At 50.3% G+C, this 17,354-nt stretch carries 18 protein-coding genes; 9 read left to right on the top strand and 9 right to left on the bottom strand.

Translation table 11 applies throughout. The annotated features are described in order from the left end of the window. The first annotated feature begins 32 nt into the window (after positions 1-32). From mnmL to AC50Y3_RS18055, 4 genes are read left to right on the top strand one after another with little or no spacing between them, the layout of a single operon-like run. A complete protein-coding gene (mnmL, locus tag AC50Y3_RS18040; protein WP_494820116.1) occupies positions 33-1,001 on the top strand; it encodes a tRNA modification radical SAM protein MnmL/YtqA in 969 nt (322 codons plus the stop codon). Between the two features lies 1 nt (position 1,002). Next, a complete protein-coding gene (locus AC50Y3_RS18045) occupies positions 1,003-1,641 on the top strand; it encodes a tRNA (mnm(5)s(2)U34)-methyltransferase (RefSeq protein WP_494820117.1) in 639 nt (212 codons plus the stop codon). 57 nt (positions 1,642-1,698) lie between these two features. Continuing rightward, positions 1,699-2,106 (top strand): VOC family protein, encoded by a 408-nt coding sequence (locus AC50Y3_RS18050; RefSeq protein WP_494820118.1) that lies wholly within the window; start codon positions 1,699-1,701, stop codon positions 2,104-2,106. Positions 2,107-2,146: 40 nt separating this feature from the next. Then, entirely contained in the window at positions 2,147-3,112 is a 966-nt protein-coding gene (locus AC50Y3_RS18055; protein ID WP_494820119.1) for a type I phosphomannose isomerase catalytic subunit, read from the top strand. A 79-nt stretch (positions 3,113-3,191) separates the two neighbouring features. Here AC50Y3_RS18055 and AC50Y3_RS18060 read toward each other — a convergent pair whose 3' ends face one another. From AC50Y3_RS18060 to AC50Y3_RS18070, 3 genes are all read right to left on the bottom strand, one after another. After that, positions 3,192-4,031 (bottom strand): DUF8832 domain-containing protein, encoded by an 840-nt coding sequence (locus AC50Y3_RS18060; protein ID WP_494820120.1) that lies wholly within the window; start codon positions 4,029-4,031, stop codon positions 3,192-3,194. Between the two features lie 27 nt (positions 4,032-4,058). Further along, positions 4,059-5,114: a hypothetical protein gene (locus tag AC50Y3_RS18065; RefSeq protein WP_494820121.1), complete on the bottom strand. Its 1,056-nt coding sequence runs from the start codon at positions 5,112-5,114 to the stop codon at positions 4,059-4,061. A gap of 121 nt (positions 5,115-5,235) precedes the next feature. Continuing rightward, positions 5,236-6,510: a glycosyltransferase family 39 protein gene (locus AC50Y3_RS18070; RefSeq protein WP_494820122.1), complete on the bottom strand. Its 1,275-nt coding sequence runs from the start codon at positions 6,508-6,510 to the stop codon at positions 5,236-5,238. Between the two features lie 120 nt (positions 6,511-6,630). On the opposite strand from AC50Y3_RS18070, the gene AC50Y3_RS18075 reads away from it, so the two are divergent. The 3 genes from AC50Y3_RS18075 to AC50Y3_RS18085 are packed head-to-tail and all read left to right on the top strand — an operon-like array spanning position 6,631 to position 8,085. Beyond that, positions 6,631-7,335 (top strand): glycosyltransferase family 2 protein, encoded by a 705-nt coding sequence (locus tag AC50Y3_RS18075; protein WP_494820123.1) that lies wholly within the window; start codon positions 6,631-6,633, stop codon positions 7,333-7,335. Between the two features lie 19 nt (positions 7,336-7,354). Beyond that, positions 7,355-7,717, top strand: coding sequence for a DUF2304 domain-containing protein (locus tag AC50Y3_RS18080; protein WP_494820124.1), 363 nt, complete (start codon positions 7,355-7,357; stop codon positions 7,715-7,717). After that, positions 7,714-8,085 carry an EamA family transporter gene (locus tag AC50Y3_RS18085; RefSeq protein WP_177245598.1) on the top strand — a complete coding sequence of 124 codons (372 nt, stop codon included), beginning with the start codon at positions 7,714-7,716 and terminating at the stop codon, positions 8,083-8,085. The genes AC50Y3_RS18080 and AC50Y3_RS18085 overlap by 4 nt, the downstream gene beginning before the upstream one ends. A 100-nt stretch (positions 8,086-8,185) precedes the next feature. Here the strand turns inward: AC50Y3_RS18085 and AC50Y3_RS18090 are convergent, their stop codons facing one another. After that, positions 8,186-8,917, bottom strand: coding sequence for a DsbA family oxidoreductase (locus AC50Y3_RS18090; RefSeq protein ID WP_494820125.1), 732 nt, complete (start codon positions 8,915-8,917; stop codon positions 8,186-8,188). A 73-nt stretch (positions 8,918-8,990) separates the two neighbouring features. Further along, entirely contained in the window at positions 8,991-9,893 is a 903-nt protein-coding gene (locus AC50Y3_RS18095) for a helix-turn-helix domain-containing protein (protein ID WP_494820126.1), read from the bottom strand. Positions 9,894-10,022: 129 nt separating this feature from the next. On the opposite strand from AC50Y3_RS18095, the gene AC50Y3_RS18100 reads away from it, so the two are divergent. Beyond that, complete coding sequence (locus AC50Y3_RS18100; protein WP_494820127.1) at positions 10,023-11,114, top strand: fatty acid desaturase family protein; 1,092 nt, start codon at positions 10,023-10,025, stop codon at positions 11,112-11,114. Next, on the top strand, positions 11,111-11,434 hold the full coding sequence (locus AC50Y3_RS18105; RefSeq protein WP_494820128.1) for a MocE family 2Fe-2S type ferredoxin: 324 nt from the start codon (positions 11,111-11,113) through the stop codon (positions 11,432-11,434). The genes AC50Y3_RS18100 and AC50Y3_RS18105 overlap by 4 nt, the downstream gene beginning before the upstream one ends. Before the next feature lie 93 nt (positions 11,435-11,527). Here the strand turns inward: AC50Y3_RS18105 and AC50Y3_RS18110 are convergent, their stop codons facing one another. From AC50Y3_RS18110 to AC50Y3_RS18125, 4 genes are all read right to left on the bottom strand, one after another. Continuing rightward, entirely contained in the window at positions 11,528-13,654 is a 2,127-nt protein-coding gene (locus tag AC50Y3_RS18110) for a DUF5054 domain-containing protein (protein WP_494820129.1), read from the bottom strand. An 18-nt stretch (positions 13,655-13,672) separates the two neighbouring features. Beyond that, on the bottom strand, positions 13,673-14,566 hold the full coding sequence (locus AC50Y3_RS18115; RefSeq protein WP_494820130.1) for a carbohydrate ABC transporter permease: 894 nt from the start codon (positions 14,564-14,566) through the stop codon (positions 13,673-13,675). 16 nt (positions 14,567-14,582) lie between these two features. Further along, entirely contained in the window at positions 14,583-15,473 is an 891-nt protein-coding gene (locus AC50Y3_RS18120) for an ABC transporter permease (protein WP_091212628.1), read from the bottom strand. 72 nt (positions 15,474-15,545) lie between these two features. Further along, complete coding sequence (locus tag AC50Y3_RS18125; protein ID WP_494820131.1) at positions 15,546-17,255, bottom strand: type 2 periplasmic-binding domain-containing protein; 1,710 nt, start codon at positions 17,253-17,255, stop codon at positions 15,546-15,548. Positions 17,256-17,354: the final 99 nt, after the last annotated feature.

Here is a 17,354-nt window from a genome sequence, read left to right on the forward strand (position 1 = left end):
TAAGATTTAATAAAAGCAAGAGGAGCCTACCAATGAAAGTGCAAACTCAGCCGGATGCCGACTCCCTACAGCCTAGCCTGTGGAGCGACAAAAGGTTTCATACATGGAATAACGAAATGCGAGAGCAATTCGGGGGCAAAGTGTTCAAGGTTATGCTGGATGCCGGCTTTACCTGCCCGAACCGGGACGGGAAGATCGCGACAGGCGGCTGTACCTTCTGCAGTGCACGGGGCTCAGGTGATTTTGCGGGCAGCCGCAGAGACGACTTAGTGACCCAATTCAATAAAATCCGAGACTTGCAGCATCAGAAATGGCCGGAAGCGCAATATATCGGGTATTTCCAAGCGTATACGAATACGTATGCGCCTGTTGAAGAGCTTCGGGAATATTACGAGGCGATCCTCGTTCAGCCCGGCGTTGTCGGCTTGTCCATTGCGACACGGCCGGATTGCTTGCCGGATGATGTCGTCGATTATTTGGCTGAGCTGAATGAGCGGACTTATCTGTGGGTCGAGATGGGACTTCAAACGATTCATGAGTCCACTTCCACGCTGATTAACCGCGCGCATGATACGGCCTGCTACGAGGATGCGGTTAAGCGCCTTCGGGCTCGCGGCATTCGCGTTTGTGCGCATATTATTTACGGCCTGCCTCAGGAAACGCATGAAATGATGCTCGATACCGGCAAAGCTGTTGCGGCTATGGATGTGCAGGGTATTAAAATCCACCTGCTTCATCTTATGCGCAAGACGCCGATGGTCAAGCAATATGAAGCAGGCCTACTCCGCTTCCTGGATCAAGACGAATATGTGAAGCTGATCGTTGATACGCTGGAGCTGCTGCCGCCGGAAATGATTGTTCACCGGCTTACGGGCGACGCGCCCCGCGATCTGCTTATCGGTCCGATGTGGAGTCTTAAGAAATGGGAAGTGCTGAACGCGATCGACCGCGAGCTGACCACGCGCAATACATGGCAAGGCCGCTTGTGGGAGGCGCAGTAGGATGGGTTTCCTAAGCGTACTCAGCATGGCTCATAAGCTCGTCAAGGAGCGTGTCTCGCCTGGCGACATCGTCATTGACGCGACCTGCGGCAACGGCGTAGATACGCTGTTCCTGGCGGAGCTCGTTGGCCCGCGCGGGACCGTCTATGCCTTCGACATCCAGGAGGAAGCGCTGGAGCGGACGAAGCAGCGATTGAACGGAAGCGCAGCAGGCGACGGGCATGCGGCGGCGGACAAGCCGGACAAGCCCCATTCAAAGCAGCATGCTCCGGTTAAGGCAGCGCTCCACCTCGTTCATGCGAGTCACGCCGATATGGTGTCGCATCTCTCTGCCGATGCGTACGGGAAGGCGGCTGCGGTGATGTTTAACCTCGGCTATCTGCCCGGCGCGGATCAGTCCGTCATTACGACGCCTGATGGCACACTCGCCGCTCTCGAGGCCGCACTTTCAGCCCTTCGGCCTTCCGGCATCGTGACCGTCGTGCTTTATCCCGGCCACCCCGGCGGCGCCGAGGAGGCCGATGCTGCCCTGCAATGGGCATCCGCGCTGCCTCAGTCGCTGGCGCAGACGGTGGTGTACCGTATGGCGCAGAAAGCAGAGGCACCTTATTTACTTGCAATCGAGAAAAGGCAGACGTAAGACAAGCTAGCTTCGAAGCTATACTAGATTAGCCAAATTATAAGGAGGTTGCTATTCATGGCAGTTCGTAAACTTGAGCATGTTGGCATTATGGTTTCAGATTTGGAGAAGTCGATCGCTTTCTATACCGAGATTGTTGGTTTGAAATACCTTTACACCTTGAAGCACTCCAACAATGTTATCCGCCTTGCTTTCTTGGCCGGTACCGATGGCGAGGAATCCGAAATCGAACTGATCGAAGGCTATGACGGCCAATTGTCAGATGAAGGTCGCACGCATCATGTTGCATTCTCGGTCGACGATGTGGATGCAGAATTTAAACGCATCACGGATCTTGGCGTCCCGCTTAAAGATACCGAAATTACAATGCTGCCGAATGGCGCGCGTTATTTCTTCTTCTATGGCCCTGATGGCGAATTCCTAGAAATGTTCCAGCCTGCTGCACAACCGCAAGCCTTATTGTAGTTTGAGGAAACCAGGAAGTTTAGACAGAGGAGTGATTCGATTGACACAGACTTACCCATTGCAATTTAAACCCGAAATGAAAGAACGGATCTGGGGCGGCCGCGCGCTGGAGCAATTCGGCCTTGAGCTTCCGGAAGGCTCCATCGGCGAAGGCTGGATGATCGGCGATCATCCGAACGGCACAACCAAAGTCATGAACGGCGAACTGGCCGGACTTGGACTGAACGACATCCGCGAGAAATACGGACGTGAATATTTTGGTACAAAAGGCTACACCGAGCATGGTCGTTTCCCGCTCCTGATCAAGCTGCTGGATTGCAATGACGATCTGTCCATCCAGGTGCATCCTACCGATGCTTATGAAGGACTGCCAGAAGGTGAGCTTGGCAAAACCGAAATGTGGTACATACTGGCTGCAGAGCCCGGCGCCAAAATCATCTATGGTCTCAAAGAAGGCGTAGACCGCGCAGCCCTTGCTTCTGCCATTGAAGAAGGCCGCGTCATGGATTGCCTGCAAGAAGTACCGGTCGAAGCCGGAGATGCGTTCTACATCCCGGCGGGTACAGTTCACGCGCTGTGTGCAGGCGTTGTAGTCGCTGAAATTCAGCAAAACTCCGACACCACTTACCGGGTGTTTGACTACAATCGTCCGGGTCTGGATGGCAAGCTTCGCGAGCTGCATGTCGAAGATTCCCTCAACGTTACTGCGTACGAAGGCGCAGGGGCGAGCCGCATGAAGACCGATTCGATCGGCGACAATGAATGGCTCACCATCGCGGAATCCCCTTATTTCGTCGTTGAGAAAGGGCTTGTACGCGCGCCTTGGAGCCTGACAACGACACCCGAATCATTTGTTATTCTGGTCATTGCTGAAGGAACCGGCTCGCTGAGCTGGGATGGCGGCACACAAGCGGTTAAAGCAGGCGAATGCTTCTTGCTTCCTGCAAGCCTTGGCAGCTATGAGCTGGACGGCAGCATGACCGTTCTGCGCAGCGTTACGCCTTAATACGAACAACGAAGAGGCTGGCTTTCGAATCATCTGTTTAGATGATGGCGAAAGCCAGCCTCTTTTGTAACTACCTGCCTCATACCTTGATAACAAACGGAGCAACAAGCACCTTCCCCTGGTACTGAAACTGTGCCCATAGCTTATACAAGCCTGCCTTAGGGAACTGCGTATGAAACATCACGCTTGAGCTTGAGCTCATCCCGGTAACGGCATGTACATGCAAATACTGCGTGGCACTTTCATCCAGGATGACGCAATGTCCCGCTGTCCCCAGATAAGGCTCCAGCTTTATGGACTTTCCGGTAGCGGCATCCTTCAACGTAAAGTTAAGCATCGCCATTTCCCCTGCCTGCAGTTCCTTCAGGTCAGGCATGCCCGTAAGGGTAACCTCTACGCCGGAAACGATCGTTTGCATGGACTCGCTAACCGAAAGCTTCTCTCTGGCCGGCTCCGTACCGCCAACCGTGAGCCACTTCTTATATACCGTAAGCCCGGCGTCATCCGGCATAAATTCCGAAATGAGCAGAAACCGGCCGCCATGCGGGAAGCTCAGCCTCACCTTGAATTTCCCTTGTCCTTCATGGACGGGATGCACATGCGAGAACGTGGCTAAATCTGCGCTCACCACAATGAGATGCATCAGCTTCGTCATATCCTCGGTGAAGCGCTCCGCCGGTACACCGGACGGATCAAGCACTTGCAGTTCTAATTCAATCTCCCGCCCGCTCTCAACCAACTTCTCTTCGGCTACAATCACCTTATATCCCCGGTCAGACACATTGGTCATCTGATCCTGCTGCAAATAGTGAAGCAAACCGCTGGTCGGCGGATCAATCTCAACATTGCGAAGTGGTTTGGCCGTACACCCGCCTAAGAGTAACACTACTAAACCGCCGAAAACCAGCCATCTCGGCATTAAGCTCCCTTGCCGCATCCGGGGCGACTACCCTTTCCCTTTCGAAGCAGACAGGAAATGAACGCCCAGCGAAAGCAACGTCGCCTCTACAATTGAGCCTGACCATAGCTCTGCCGACCATCCGATGCCATCCACCGCATTCATGTACCCGAAATAAAAGCCCCACAGCGCAATCGGCAGCGCCGCTGCGATGATCCGCTGCGCCCACATTCTGCCTTCGCCGGCCCTCAAATAACGATAAAGCAGATCACCCAGCAGCCCTGCAGCACCTGCAATAATAATCGACTGGTAGTACACGAACCCGTCCAGTACATTCATCATCGTCGTGATCATCGCAAACAGCAGCGTCATAGTGCCAAATGGCAGCTGCCACCGTTTCATGAGCAGAAACACCGGATACATATAGATAAGCGTATCCAGCAATATGTAGGTAAGACCGCGCATCTCGTTACTTTCAGATACGATCCCGCCATTAAAGTGACTGACATACCAGTCTACGACAGCGGCTGCCGGCAAATTGTAACGGAACGTCCAGGCGTACATGAGGAAGAAGCTGACGGCACCTACGGTAATGACCAGGGATAGAAAAGCAGGCGTGAACTCCACCCAGCTTGGTTTTGTCATTTTCTCATTATGCCAGCTGGCCCGAAACGGACTCGATAATATCAAGATTCCGCCTAACAGCAGCATCAGATGCGAGGGACTCAGCAGCGCCGCCGTGCTTTGTTCAATACCGAACACAATATGCCAGTACATATCGAACAGTCCGCCAAGCAAGAAGATCGCAACGCCGATTAAACCGAGCCCGTAACCGACCGGTGCAGCCTTCAACCAAGGCGCGCCGGTCGTCCGCTTGGAGCGGTACAGCAGCCAGCACATCCAAATCGCCGAAACCATAAAACCCGAATACAGAATCGCATGCCATGGGGTAAAGAACGTTTCGACGACCCCGTGATTATGAGCAAATCCATCCACGAAAATACCGCCGATCAGCCAAATCCCAAATACGATCGTCCAATAGTCTTTCGCCGTGCTTACTCGTACTACGCGTGTATTCATTGCTTGCATCGGAACTGGTTGCATAGCGCGTCCCTCCGGATTTGTCATTTCGCAAAAGCTGAAAACGCCTTCACCATCTTGTCTTATTGTACTATGCGGAACTGCTTTCCCACTACTGGGCCAGCTAAAAAAAGAAGACCGCCGATTAAACGGCAGTCTCCTTGTCCCTCTTCCAAACGCCTCTTCGTTCCAGCAACGCCACAATAGCCGCAGCCGCAAATATCGTTAATAGACAGACGAGCGGATAACCATAGCGTCCGAAGGTAATAAATGGTAGATGAATGAACCAATAATAGAGAAAGGGCAGCAGCACCGGCAAAATCAACTTCAGGCGTCTGCGGATGCCTATCACGACGAGCCCTGCGAAGCCAACAAGCACATACAGCCAGTGCACCACGTTGATTGCCGGTCTAGGCAAACCCGGTACCGGCTTGGAGTAGAATGGACTCTCGAAGAGCTGGATGGACTTCCCGACCGTAAACCAGTACGCATAATCATATGTGTGATGTTTGAAGCCATAAGCAATAACGCGCTGCGCAGCCCGTTTCTCCGCGCTGTCGCTGCCCGAGAAGAGCTTCTGATCCTTGTACTCCGGATATTGCTCGAAGAACCCTTTTGGCGGATTGGCCCGTTTGATCAGCGCTCCCAGCAGCATAGGATTACCGGTGGACTTGGTGAATGGAATAAATTCATGAAAGTCGACGTAGTTGCGAACCCACCACGGCGAGAGCAGCAGCATGCTGCACACCCCAACGATAGCGGTATACTTGAAAATTTCCATCCAGCTGTAACGCTTCACCAGCCAGATAATCAGCAAGCAAATCGGAATCAGTGCGCATTGCGGTTTGACATAACAGGCGAGCCCCAGCATAATGCCAACAAACACATAAGCGGATGCTTTTCTACGCTGCAACGCATAAATCATGCTGCAAATCAGCAACAAAAAGAGCAGTTTAAACGTCGATTCCGTTAGAATCGCACCGGAGGCAAATAAGTTAGGCACATAAAGCGCATCGAGCAATACAGCCACGACAGCGACGCGTCTACCCAGCATTTCACGGGCAATGATGAAAATAAGATAAACCGAGGCCGCTTGCATCAAGCACTGGAGCAAACGGAAGCTCATCACCGCAGCATCGCGATCCAGAAACGACATAAATCCGCTAAGCACAACCGGAACCACCGGCATGATATAGTTGGTCGGGTTCATACCGCTGTTATACACAAGCGTATGATGCTCGAGCAGAACCTGCGCGGCATGTACATATTTGACATCATCATTGTTGCGTTTCTCATAGGAACCAAGCAGGAAATGGTCGCCGAGCGACAAGACCGTAATCACATGGATGAGTAAAACCGACGCCATTAGAATCCAAACGAACTTCCGCATCCGGGACGTTTCGGACCGTAGTGAAAACAAAGCAAAACTCCCTTTCCAATTAACTGGTATTCTATAAAGGACCGTTTTCTATTATACTATAAAAGATTTGTTGAAAAGCAAGCCGCGTTTCTAGAAGGATGGGAAAGAAGGTAATTCGATATGCAGCAACAACGGAGCAGTGATATATTGGTCATTATTCCTGCCTACAACGAAGAAGATACGCTTGCCCGCACCGTGCAGGAGCTCAAACGACACACACCCTATGATTTTGTCGTGATAGATGACGGTTCTAAGGATCGTACGCCTGAGATCATTCGCAGAGAGGGATTTCCGTCCCTTCGCCATGCGGTGAATCTCGGAATCGGCGGCTCTATGCAAAGCGGCTACAAGTATGCGGACCGCGGCGGCTATAAATATGCGATTCAACTGGATGCGGATGGGCAGCATCGCCCTGCCGACATTGAGAAGCTTGTAAACGAAATTACAAGCCATGACTATGACATGGTCATTGGCTCGCGTTTTGTCGAGCAGAGCAGCTACAAGGGAAGCCTCTCCCGCCGACTCGGGATTTTCTACTTTCACTGGCTCATTCGAATGCTGACAGGCGTACCGGTCTACGACCCTACTTCCGGCTTTCGCATCGTCGGACGCCGAGCCATTGAGCTGTTCTCACGCACCTACCCGACGGATTATCCGGAGGTCGAAGTGCTCGTCAGCTTGTCCAAGCGAGGTTATAAGCTCAAAGAGATCAGCGTGGAAATGCGCAACCGCCAAGGCGGCTCTTCCTCCATCAACTGGTCCAAATCGATTTATTATATGATGAAGGTTACGATGTTCTCGCTTATTCGCAAAAGCTTCTCTTAAACGAAAGGAACCGCCCTAGATGAATCAGCTTGTCGCTATTCTCATTACTTTGTTTTTCCTTGGGCTTATCGTTTCGTTCACGGTAACCCATAAATTAAAGGATCGCTACGCGTTCCTTTGGCTGATCACCGCTATTGCCGGCGTATTGGCCGCGGCTTGCATTCCGCTGCTTAATCGGTTTGCCTTATGGATCGGCATCGCGTACATGCCTACCTTCGTCTTTCTGGTCACCATTATCTTCATTCTCGCGCTGCTTGTGCGGCAGACGATGAGCTTGTCGAACCAGTCGGAGAAAATGAAGACGTTAACGCAGGAGTTCGCCGTCATGGAGAAGAAGCTGCTTGATCTTCAGAAGACTGTGGAAGGACGTGAGACGCTGTGAACGTGGTCCAATTCCTTCTCATTCTGGCCAATACGCTCATGCTTGTAAGCGGGCAGTTTCTATGGAAATACGGACTCATGCAGCGCGCGAAACCTTTCGAATCCCTGCGGACGATTCTTGAGCTGATGTTCTCGCCTTATATCATGGGCGGATTGTTCATCTACGGCTGCGCAACGGTATTGTGGCTGTTTATCGTATCGAAGGTTGATCTCAGCTTGGCTTATCCCATCCAGAGCCTCGCGTACATAATTTCCATCATCGGCGCTTATTACCTGTTCGGAGAGTCGTTGTCGGCACTCAAAATCATCGGCTGTCTGCTCATTCTTGCAGGCGTCGCGTGCATCGGCTTATCCGCTCGTTATGCATAAAAGCTAAAAAGCACGGTAAAGCTCGGGAGCGATCGGCTCCGAACTTTACCGTGCTTTATTTGTTTGGCTGCGCTTGTTCAGCTGCTTGCCGCTCTGCGCACTAGTTCTGCTCGTTCTCGTTCTCGCCGATCCCGCAGGAATCATCGGTGCAAACACCTGCGCTGCCATTTGAAGAAGGATCTAGAATGATCAGCGGTTTCTCCTCTTCCCAGCCTTTCTGCAGGACATCGAGGAACACATCGCTTTGAAGCGCCCCGGCCACCGCATATTTGCGGTTGATGACGAAGAACGGAACACCGTTCGCGCCAAGCATGTTTGCCTCGCTGCACTCCGCTTGCACATCGGCTTTAAACGCATCGCCGCTCAGCATCGTTTCCACTTCATCCGGGTTCAAGCCGGCTTCAACCGCGATGCCTTTGAGCGTATCCAATTCGGCAATATGCTTGGAATCGGTAAAATACGCCTTGAACAGCAGCTCCGCTACCTCTGTCCGTTTGCCATGCGTGCCCGCAAAATGAATCAAACGATGCGCATCAAGCGAGTTCGCCGGAATCGCATGCTCGAAGTTGAACGTAAGCCCCTGCGCCGCGGCTTGCTGCACCAAGTTCTCATGCAGTTGAATGGAGCGCTCGCGGCTTACGCCGTATTTGTCCGCTACCAATCCATACACATCGTGCTTCGGATATTTCTCCGCATTCGGGTCCAGTTGGAAGCTGCGATAGATAACCTCCACCTGATCTTTATGCTCAAACTGATCTAGTCCCTTCTCGAAGAGACGTTTGCCGATATAGCAAAACGGACACGCGATGTCCGACCAAATTTCCACTTTCATCTTAGCTTCACTCCTTCATCTGATAAGCCCATTATAGCCGCTTTGGCAGGTGTAGGACAACGTTTGGAAGCGTTCAACCGCTCGACTCCCGCCTCCTCCATTCGCTTGGGGGACAGCCGATTACTTTCCGGAATACATTCGTAAAGTGCTGGCTGGTCTTAAATCCAAGATCATGCGCAATTGCAATTATGGATAGGCTCGAGTTCAACAGAAGCTCGCAGGCTTGTTCAATCCGGACACGCTCCATGTAGGCAGCAGGCGATTGCCCGAACAGCTCCTGGAATAATTTATAGAAGTGCGACTCGCTCACTTGAACCGCCTGCGCCATCTCCGCAATTGAGAATCGTTTCTCCGGTGTTTTCTCCAATTGCTGAACGAGCTCCGTCATCTTTCCCCTCCATTCCGGTTCAATCGTCTTCACCGGAACCGGCTGCAGCAGTCCGAGCAGAATATCCAGCATCTGATGATGGGCAAACAGCCTCTTCGCCGGTCCATCGGATTCTAACGTCGCCTTCAGCCGCGCGAATTGCTCATGCACCCGATCATCGGCACGAAATACATGCGGCAGCTGCTGCAGACCGGCCTTGATGAAGTTACGCTCCTGCAAGCCTAAGTTGAACCAACCAGCGTCGCATGCAGGGTCCGTTATGATAAACCACCAAATGCGGCTAGGCTCGATATGGTTGAATCTGGCCTTATGCAGCTCTCCCGGAGCTGTGAAGAACCATTGCCCTGCACTGGTAGGATATTGCACGCCATCTACTTCCCAAGTAACGCTGCCATGCTCCAAATAGACAAATTCATAGCCGATCATGTGACGATGCAAGGTGAGCTGATAGGCCTCCGAATATTTTTGACAGCCCAGCACGATCAGCTCCGGAATAATGCTGGTTCCCACTGCATCCATCCCCATCCTTTCATCATAATCAGGCGGATAGATCCAGCGCATCGATGTCGGCGATTGTTTCCTTGCCATCCCGCTCCCCCCTCTCCATACTCGCTGATGTGTCTAAAACTATTTAATAATTTCTGGAAAGCCAGCTAGCGTTTCATCCCTTACACTTAGAAGCAGCAACGCTATTCTGAGTCAATAAGGGGTAATCATATGAGTGAAATCTCAAAACGGGATTACAGCATTCTAGGACCTGAAAGAGAGAAAGCGATCGCGAAAGGGCTTGTATCCGCCGAGTGGTACAAATGTCCCGTTCCCCGTAAACGCATGAAGGAGCTTATGGTCCGCAGAAACGCTCCGGCGCTTCGAGACACGCTGTTATGGTTCATCTTCCTCGCAGTATCAGGTTACCTTGCTTATTTATCTTGGGGAACCTGGTGGGCGATTCCCGCATTTGCGCTCTACGGCGTCATCTATTCCACTTCTGCCGTCTCGAAATGGCATGAATCTTGTCATGGTACACCTTTTCGAACGTCGTGGATGAATGAAGCCTTATACCAGCTATGCTCCTTCCTCATCCTCATTCAAGCGACGAATTATCGCTGGAGTCACGTGCGGCATCATACCGATACGATCATTGTCGGCAGCGATCCGGAAATTATGGAGCCTCGCCCCCCGATGTGGAGCCGGCTGCTCAAGATGATTTTCCGTTTCGGCGATATCATCGGTACGTTTAAATCCTTATTCCGGCATGCTTTCGGCCGCCTGACCAATGGCGAGAAGGAACTGATCCCTGCAACCGAATATCGCTCGCTGTTCTGGGAAGCACGTATCTTCATACTCGTTTATGCTGCTATTATCGGGCTGTGTTTCTATACGCAGAGCCTGCTGCCGCTTATGTTCGTCGGTTTACCTGCGTTCTACGGCTTCTTCCTGATGACAGCTCTAAATTCGACTCAGCATCTTGGCTTATACGAGGACACGCTTGATCACCGCTTATGCTGCCGGACCTTCTATACGAACCCTATTATTCGCTTTCTGTATACCAACATGAACTACCATATGGAGCACCATATGTTCCCGATGGTACCGTATTATAACTTGCCTGCACTGCATCAAGAGATCAAGAATGATTGTCCGGCCGCCGCATCAAGCTTCACAGCCGCCCTGCGTGAAACGATTGCAGCCCTATGGCATGCACGGAAAGACCCGACGTATGTCGTACCTAAATACCGCGTATTTGCCGAGAACATTGCACAAGCCCATTCAACCAGCCATTATGTACGAACAGGAGAACAATCATGACAACTTTACTAGCTTGGATAGAAGTTTGCAGCAGCTCCGACATCGATACAGAGGACGTCATTCGCTTCGATCATGGCGAACGCACCTTTGCCATCTATAGATCGCAAGAGGGCGACTTCTACGCAACGGACGGCTATTGCACGCATGAGAAGGTCCATCTCGAAGGCGGTCTTGTCATGGGCAGCACCATTGAGTGTCCCAAGCATAATGGCCGGTTTAATATCACGACCGGCGAACCGGTTCGCAAGCCGGCATGCAAAGCGCTCCAAACCTACCCCGTGAAAGTCCAAGACGACAAAGTTTTTATTCAACTGGACTAGCGCGTGCACGCTCAGACAAAGAGAAATGTACGTGATGAAGGGCAGCTAACGTCCTTTATCACGTACATTTTTTTATGCCATCGCAGACATTGATTATCTTACTGCTTCCGAAACTGCAGCGCCGTTCCCATTTGAATGCAACCGAATCGCGAATCTAAACTTGGTATTCTCCTCGTACCACATGCGGAAATTCGTGCCCCAAACATTATTGTGCAGGTTAAAATGCATGCCGCCATCTAATGGAGCGAATGTTTGATCGAATTGAAGCATTCTCTTCTCTCCCGGAGATAGCACCGGAGCATCCAACGTTTCCAAGTGGACCCTCCCATCGCTTCCGTGGTAATGCACGCCTGAATGAACGGCATGAAGACTGCGGTTGCCGTTCTTAACAACCTCAAGCGGCGAAACACGTTCCCCCAGCTTATCCATCTTCCAAAGGTTCGGGTTATCTACCTTCAAAGCAAAAGAGAACCAGCTTGCCTCCGGCAGACGGTATGCTTGTTTATCGAACCAGCTTAATTCGACCTCGATTGTCTTCTCTTGTTTGAAGAACCGATACAGAATCTGAAGCTTCTTGGGAGCGCCATGTGTCTGCGAGGCTTCTTGGCTCATAGTAAGCTGCAAACTAACTTCGTCAAACTGCTCGTCTTCCCGGACGACTGCATGACTGATTCGTGGTGAAAATCGCTTATTTTCCGGTCTAGGCTCCGCAAACTCCATGCCTGGCTTGCCGAAGTCCGGCTCCGACCAGAAATACGTTTCAGCCCAATTCACAACGTAATCTCTATACCAATTTTGGTAGTGATTCATACCAAACGTTTCATATTCGAATACGCCTAACCGATGCTCATCGTCAGCCCAAACTTTGCCCAGCTCGTCAACAAGCCGAATAATCGATCCGTCGGTTCCAAAATCCACATTGAAGCAGCCTAGACGTTGCTGCTGTCCCAAGGAGATATCGCGACCATTCGCATGAAACGTTTCATCCGGCGCTAACATCAACAGCGCTTGACGCGCTTCGTTTTGCAAGTCTGACGATAACATCGATATCGCCTGCGTGACGTAATTCCGTTGCTCCTCCCATGAACTTTCAAGCAGGCTGAAGCTCTTTCCCGAAGCAGCTTCGAACTTCTCCGAGTGGTCGCCGCCATAAATGCCGAAATAGCCATAACGAGGATGGATGGCATCCTTCGTGACGACATCGGCTTGCCTTGCCGCATGGAAGTCATGCACCGAATAATGCTTGAAATCGGTCAAATGTGTCTTCTCGTCCATCCCCCATGTATGTTCGGGAATGAGCATGAGCTGATCGCAGAAGTCGGCATATTGCCGGCTGCCTGCATCCAATCGGCCTTCTTCCACCCACTTACTTCGGAGCTTTAAGAGCTCTCGATAATGGGCGATTTTCAGCGGATCGGAGGCTGCCCCGTGAATCCATGAATCGCCAATTTCCTCGGTAATGACCGGGAATTGATCTTTCATAGCTATCAGTTTCTCGGCGAACGCATCCATTGTCGAGGCTTCGATCATTGCTCCAGGGAATTGTTCGGCAAGCTGCGCGAACTGTTTCCGAATATCCGCTGCCTTCGGCGGCCCCATATTATCGTTCGTATGCGCGAACACAAGCACTTCATCCAAACCGTCGATTAACGTCATATTGCCGTAACTGCCGGCATAGTTAACAACGATTTCCGATCCGTCTTGTGCTCGCCATACGAATACTTCCGGAACGTTCGGTTTCGTCGAAGCATAGTTAACGCCAAGGTGCAAGTATTGGATACCGGACTTCGCCATATAGGGAACCATGCCGATCGTATGCCCAGGTACATCCGTCATCTTTGCCGCGATCGTCCGTTTGCCATACTTCTCATCCAGCCGACGCGCGATCGACAAACCATGCTCGAATAAAGCCGGATCCATTAATTCCGTGTGCGTTGTAAACGGCAGTCCGTGCCAAACGATACTGCCCGCAGCAATCCCATCTTCCATGCGTTGTTTCTGTTCGGGATCGGCCGTTTTCAGAAATTCATGAATAAGCCATGAGCCGGTTGTCCAAACAAACCTTTCCATGCCTTGTTCGCGATTGAACTCGTCAGCCAGATCGAGCGCTTGAGGAATAAAGGAATGAAAATATTGATCCACGACATGGCTTGCCAAATCCGTAAACCCAATATCAAGATGCGTTTTAAATACAACATGAACTTTACGTATGTTGTTCATCCCTATCGTACCTCCTACTTATTCTTTAACAGATCCAAGCACGATGCCGTGAACAAAATATTTCTGAAGAAACGGATAGATTGCCAACAGCGGAATCATCGCCACGATCAGCTTCGCTGAATTGAGCGTCTTGTCAGACGCCTTCGATAGCTCAATTAATTGATCCGTCGTCAGCGATTTCATCAACTCCGGATCAATCCGTACGACAAGCTGTTGAATGTAGGTCTGCAGCGGATAGAGAGAAGGCTTATTCATGTAGATGAGTCCGTCGAAGAATGAATTCCAATGGCCGACAATGCTGAATAGCGTTACAGTCGCCAAGGCTGGCATCGATACGGGAATAAAGATACTCACTAGTGTACGCCACGGACCGGAACCGTCAACGATTGCAGCTTCTTCCAGCTCTTTAGGTAAATTTCTAAAGAAATTCATAATGAGAATGACATTAAAGATGGGTACTGCCCCTGGCAAAACGAGCGACCATAGCGTGTTCTGCAAATTTAGTTCCGTCACTGTCATATACAGCGGAATGAGTCCACCGGAGAAGAGCATGCAGAACACCAGATACCACATATAAATTTTTCTGCCCGGAAACATCTTGTTATCTCTTGCTAACGGATAAGCCATGATGACGGTCAGTACGAAGTTGATCACACCGCCAAGCAGCACTCGTTTTACGGAAATATAGAAGGCTGTAAAAAATTTATGATCTTCCAAAATAATTTTATACGATGTTAAATTGAAGCCAACAGGCCAGGCAAATACTCTACCGGCATTCACAGCAGCTTTGTCACTGAAGGACAGTGCAATCGTGTACCAGAGCGGGAACAACGAAATGCACGCAATAATGATCAAAGCCAAATAGATAAACATATCAGCGCTGCGGCTGCTCCACGATTTTGAAAAAACCATGCCCAGACCCCTTTTCTTAGAAGATGCGATAGTTGGCAAATTTGTCGGCCATTTTATTAGAGAGCGCGATCAATATTATAGCGATCACAGACTTCATTAGCCCGACAGAGGTGGCAAGTCCGTATTGTTGATCCACAAGGCCCATGCGGTATACGTACGTATCGATAATATCGCCGGACGAGTAAACGAGCGGATTGTACAGATTAAACACTTGATCGAAGCCGGCGTTCAAAATATTGCCCAGGCTAAGCGTGGATAGCAGCACGATTGTCGGCATAATGCCGGGAATCGTGACATGCCATAGCTTGCGGAACCTGGATGCGCCATCGATCTCGGCTGCTTCATAGAGCGAAGGATTAATGCCTGCAAGCGCAGCTAAGTAGACAACAGCGCTAAAACCAAATTCCTTCAGCACATCGCTCCATACGATAATATGACGAAAATAATGATTGCTGGCGAGGAACATAATAGGCTCCATGTGAAAAAATCCAGTAATCTGGTTGACAATTCCGTCTATAGATAGCATCGCAATCAGTATGCCGGATAGAATAACCCAGGACATAAAGTGCGGCAAATATACGATAGTTTGAACTAACCGTTTGAACGCACGCGCTCGAATTTCATGCAGCAGCAAGGCGAACGTAATTGGAATAATAATGCCCAGAACAATCTTCATTGAAGCGATAACTAATGTATTGATGAACACCTGTCTACTGCCCGGAAGCTGAAGCATGAATGTAAAGTTATCCAATCCGACCCATGTCTGCTCAAAGATCGGAATACCCGGTATAAAATCCTGAAACGCAATAACGGTACCAAACAGTGGAATCGTACTGAAAATGATGAGCAGCACGATGCCCGGAAGCAGCATCAGGTGATAGTTTAGTAGCCATTTCTTCGATATCATCGGTGTTCCACCTGTCCTATGGAATGATATAAGGGAAGCGCCAGCATATCGCATTGGCGCTTCCCCATCTTACTATTTGCTTATTTCTTCTTTCACTTCTTCGCTAATACGTTTACCGCCAAGCGTATTCCATTGCTCTACAAACTTATCGAAGCTGTCTAGAGGCTGCTCGCCCATAATGATCTTCAGGAACGTTTCGTTCTCGAGCTTCTCCAGAATGGACCACTTCGTTTGCATCGACTTTGTTTTTCCGAAGTACAGGTTATTAGAGAATACAACATTGTCGGCATTCATAAGCTTCGCGCCTTCGAATCTTGCCGTAGCGTTGGCCCAAGCGGCTAGATCCTTCTTCGGATTAGCTTGATTCGTAAAGTAATCCTTGTACCAGCCTTTAAGCTCCGTATCCAATGTCGAATCATCTTTTGCGTCTACGGCAGCTTGAGCTTGTGCATGCGTATCATATACTGTAGTTTCCGGGCCAACTTGAAGCGAGAATGGCCACAGCTCCCATTTCTGCTGAACAGCAGGTTGATCCTTATACAGATCAGCCGCCTCCGGGTCAATCTTACGAATACCGTTATATTCCACATTCAGTACGCGTACAACCGCATCCGGATGCTCATAGCCTTTTCTTACGACAAGGTATTGACCTGTTGGATCCTGGTCAACCGTATTGAACTTGCCTTCGCTATCAAGAGGAGCGATAAACGGCTTCCATTCCGCTTTCGGATCATTTTTGACCGAGTCGTTCAGCGGCCAGTAGGAAATCCACCATGGACCAAAGACGATACCGACTTGGTTGTTAGCTACAACTTCAGCCGGATCTTTACGGATCGCGAACTCTTTGTCGATTAAGCCTTGCTTATACATTTCACTCAATTTGCCGAGTGCCGTCTTCATCTCAGGCAATGTCGAGCTGTATACGACGTTGTCTGCAGCGTCCTTCAGCCATTGGCCTTTAAACGCGTGGAATGTGCTCAAAATGGGGTCGAAGCCCGAGAAGTTGTTCCAGCCGGCAAGCGAAGGAACACCGCTAATGCCAAGCGTTTTACCGTTGCCGGCAGCATCGTTGTCGATAAATGTTTTAGCTACCGACATCAGCTCGTCAACTGTCTTAGGCGCTTGCAAGTTATATTTGTCCAGCCAGTCCTGGCGAACCCACATAATATTGTATTGCTGACCGATATTCGTATTGGGAAGCGCCATCAATTTACCGTCAAATGTCGCTCTTTTAAGCACGCGTTCGCCATAGGAATCGTAGTAGCCTTTAATGAGCGGGCTGATGTTGTTGTTATAAGCGTCCGTCAAATCTTCAATAAGATCGGCTGCTACGAGCTGCTTGAGCTGCTGCTCATTCACGAGGAATGCATCCGGCAAATCTCGGCTCGCCATGGATACACCAAGCTTCTGCTCGTAAGCTTCAGGCGTTTCCACCTGCCATGCATGCGTTACCTTCACATTCAATTTCTTATCGACCCAGCGAGTGAACTCGTTGTCCTCAACCGTATCACCGTTTTGGAAGGTGACATTTTTGGAGTTAATCGCTTTCGCAATTGAAAGTGAAATAGGTTGATCGAATTTACCGAACGGGTCTGGCTGTGCTGCGTCCGACGCCGTATTCGTTGCAGTATCCGCCCCGGCATTCGTTGAGGAATTGGCTGTGTTGGTATTTTTGCTGCCATCTGAGTTGCTGGCGTCGTTCCCGTTATTGCCTCCGCAAGCGCTTACCAAAAGCATTAACGATACTAAACTGAGTGCTGCCCATTTGCTATTGCCCTTCATCTTTCAGCCCCCTTGATGATCTATATCACTACGTCTTTATCTTACCTTTGGCAGAGCAAATAAAGTGAGAGAAGCCTGCTGTTCCTAGTTAGAATTTGG

The organism is Paenibacillus sp. J22R98 (assembly GCF_059383835.1).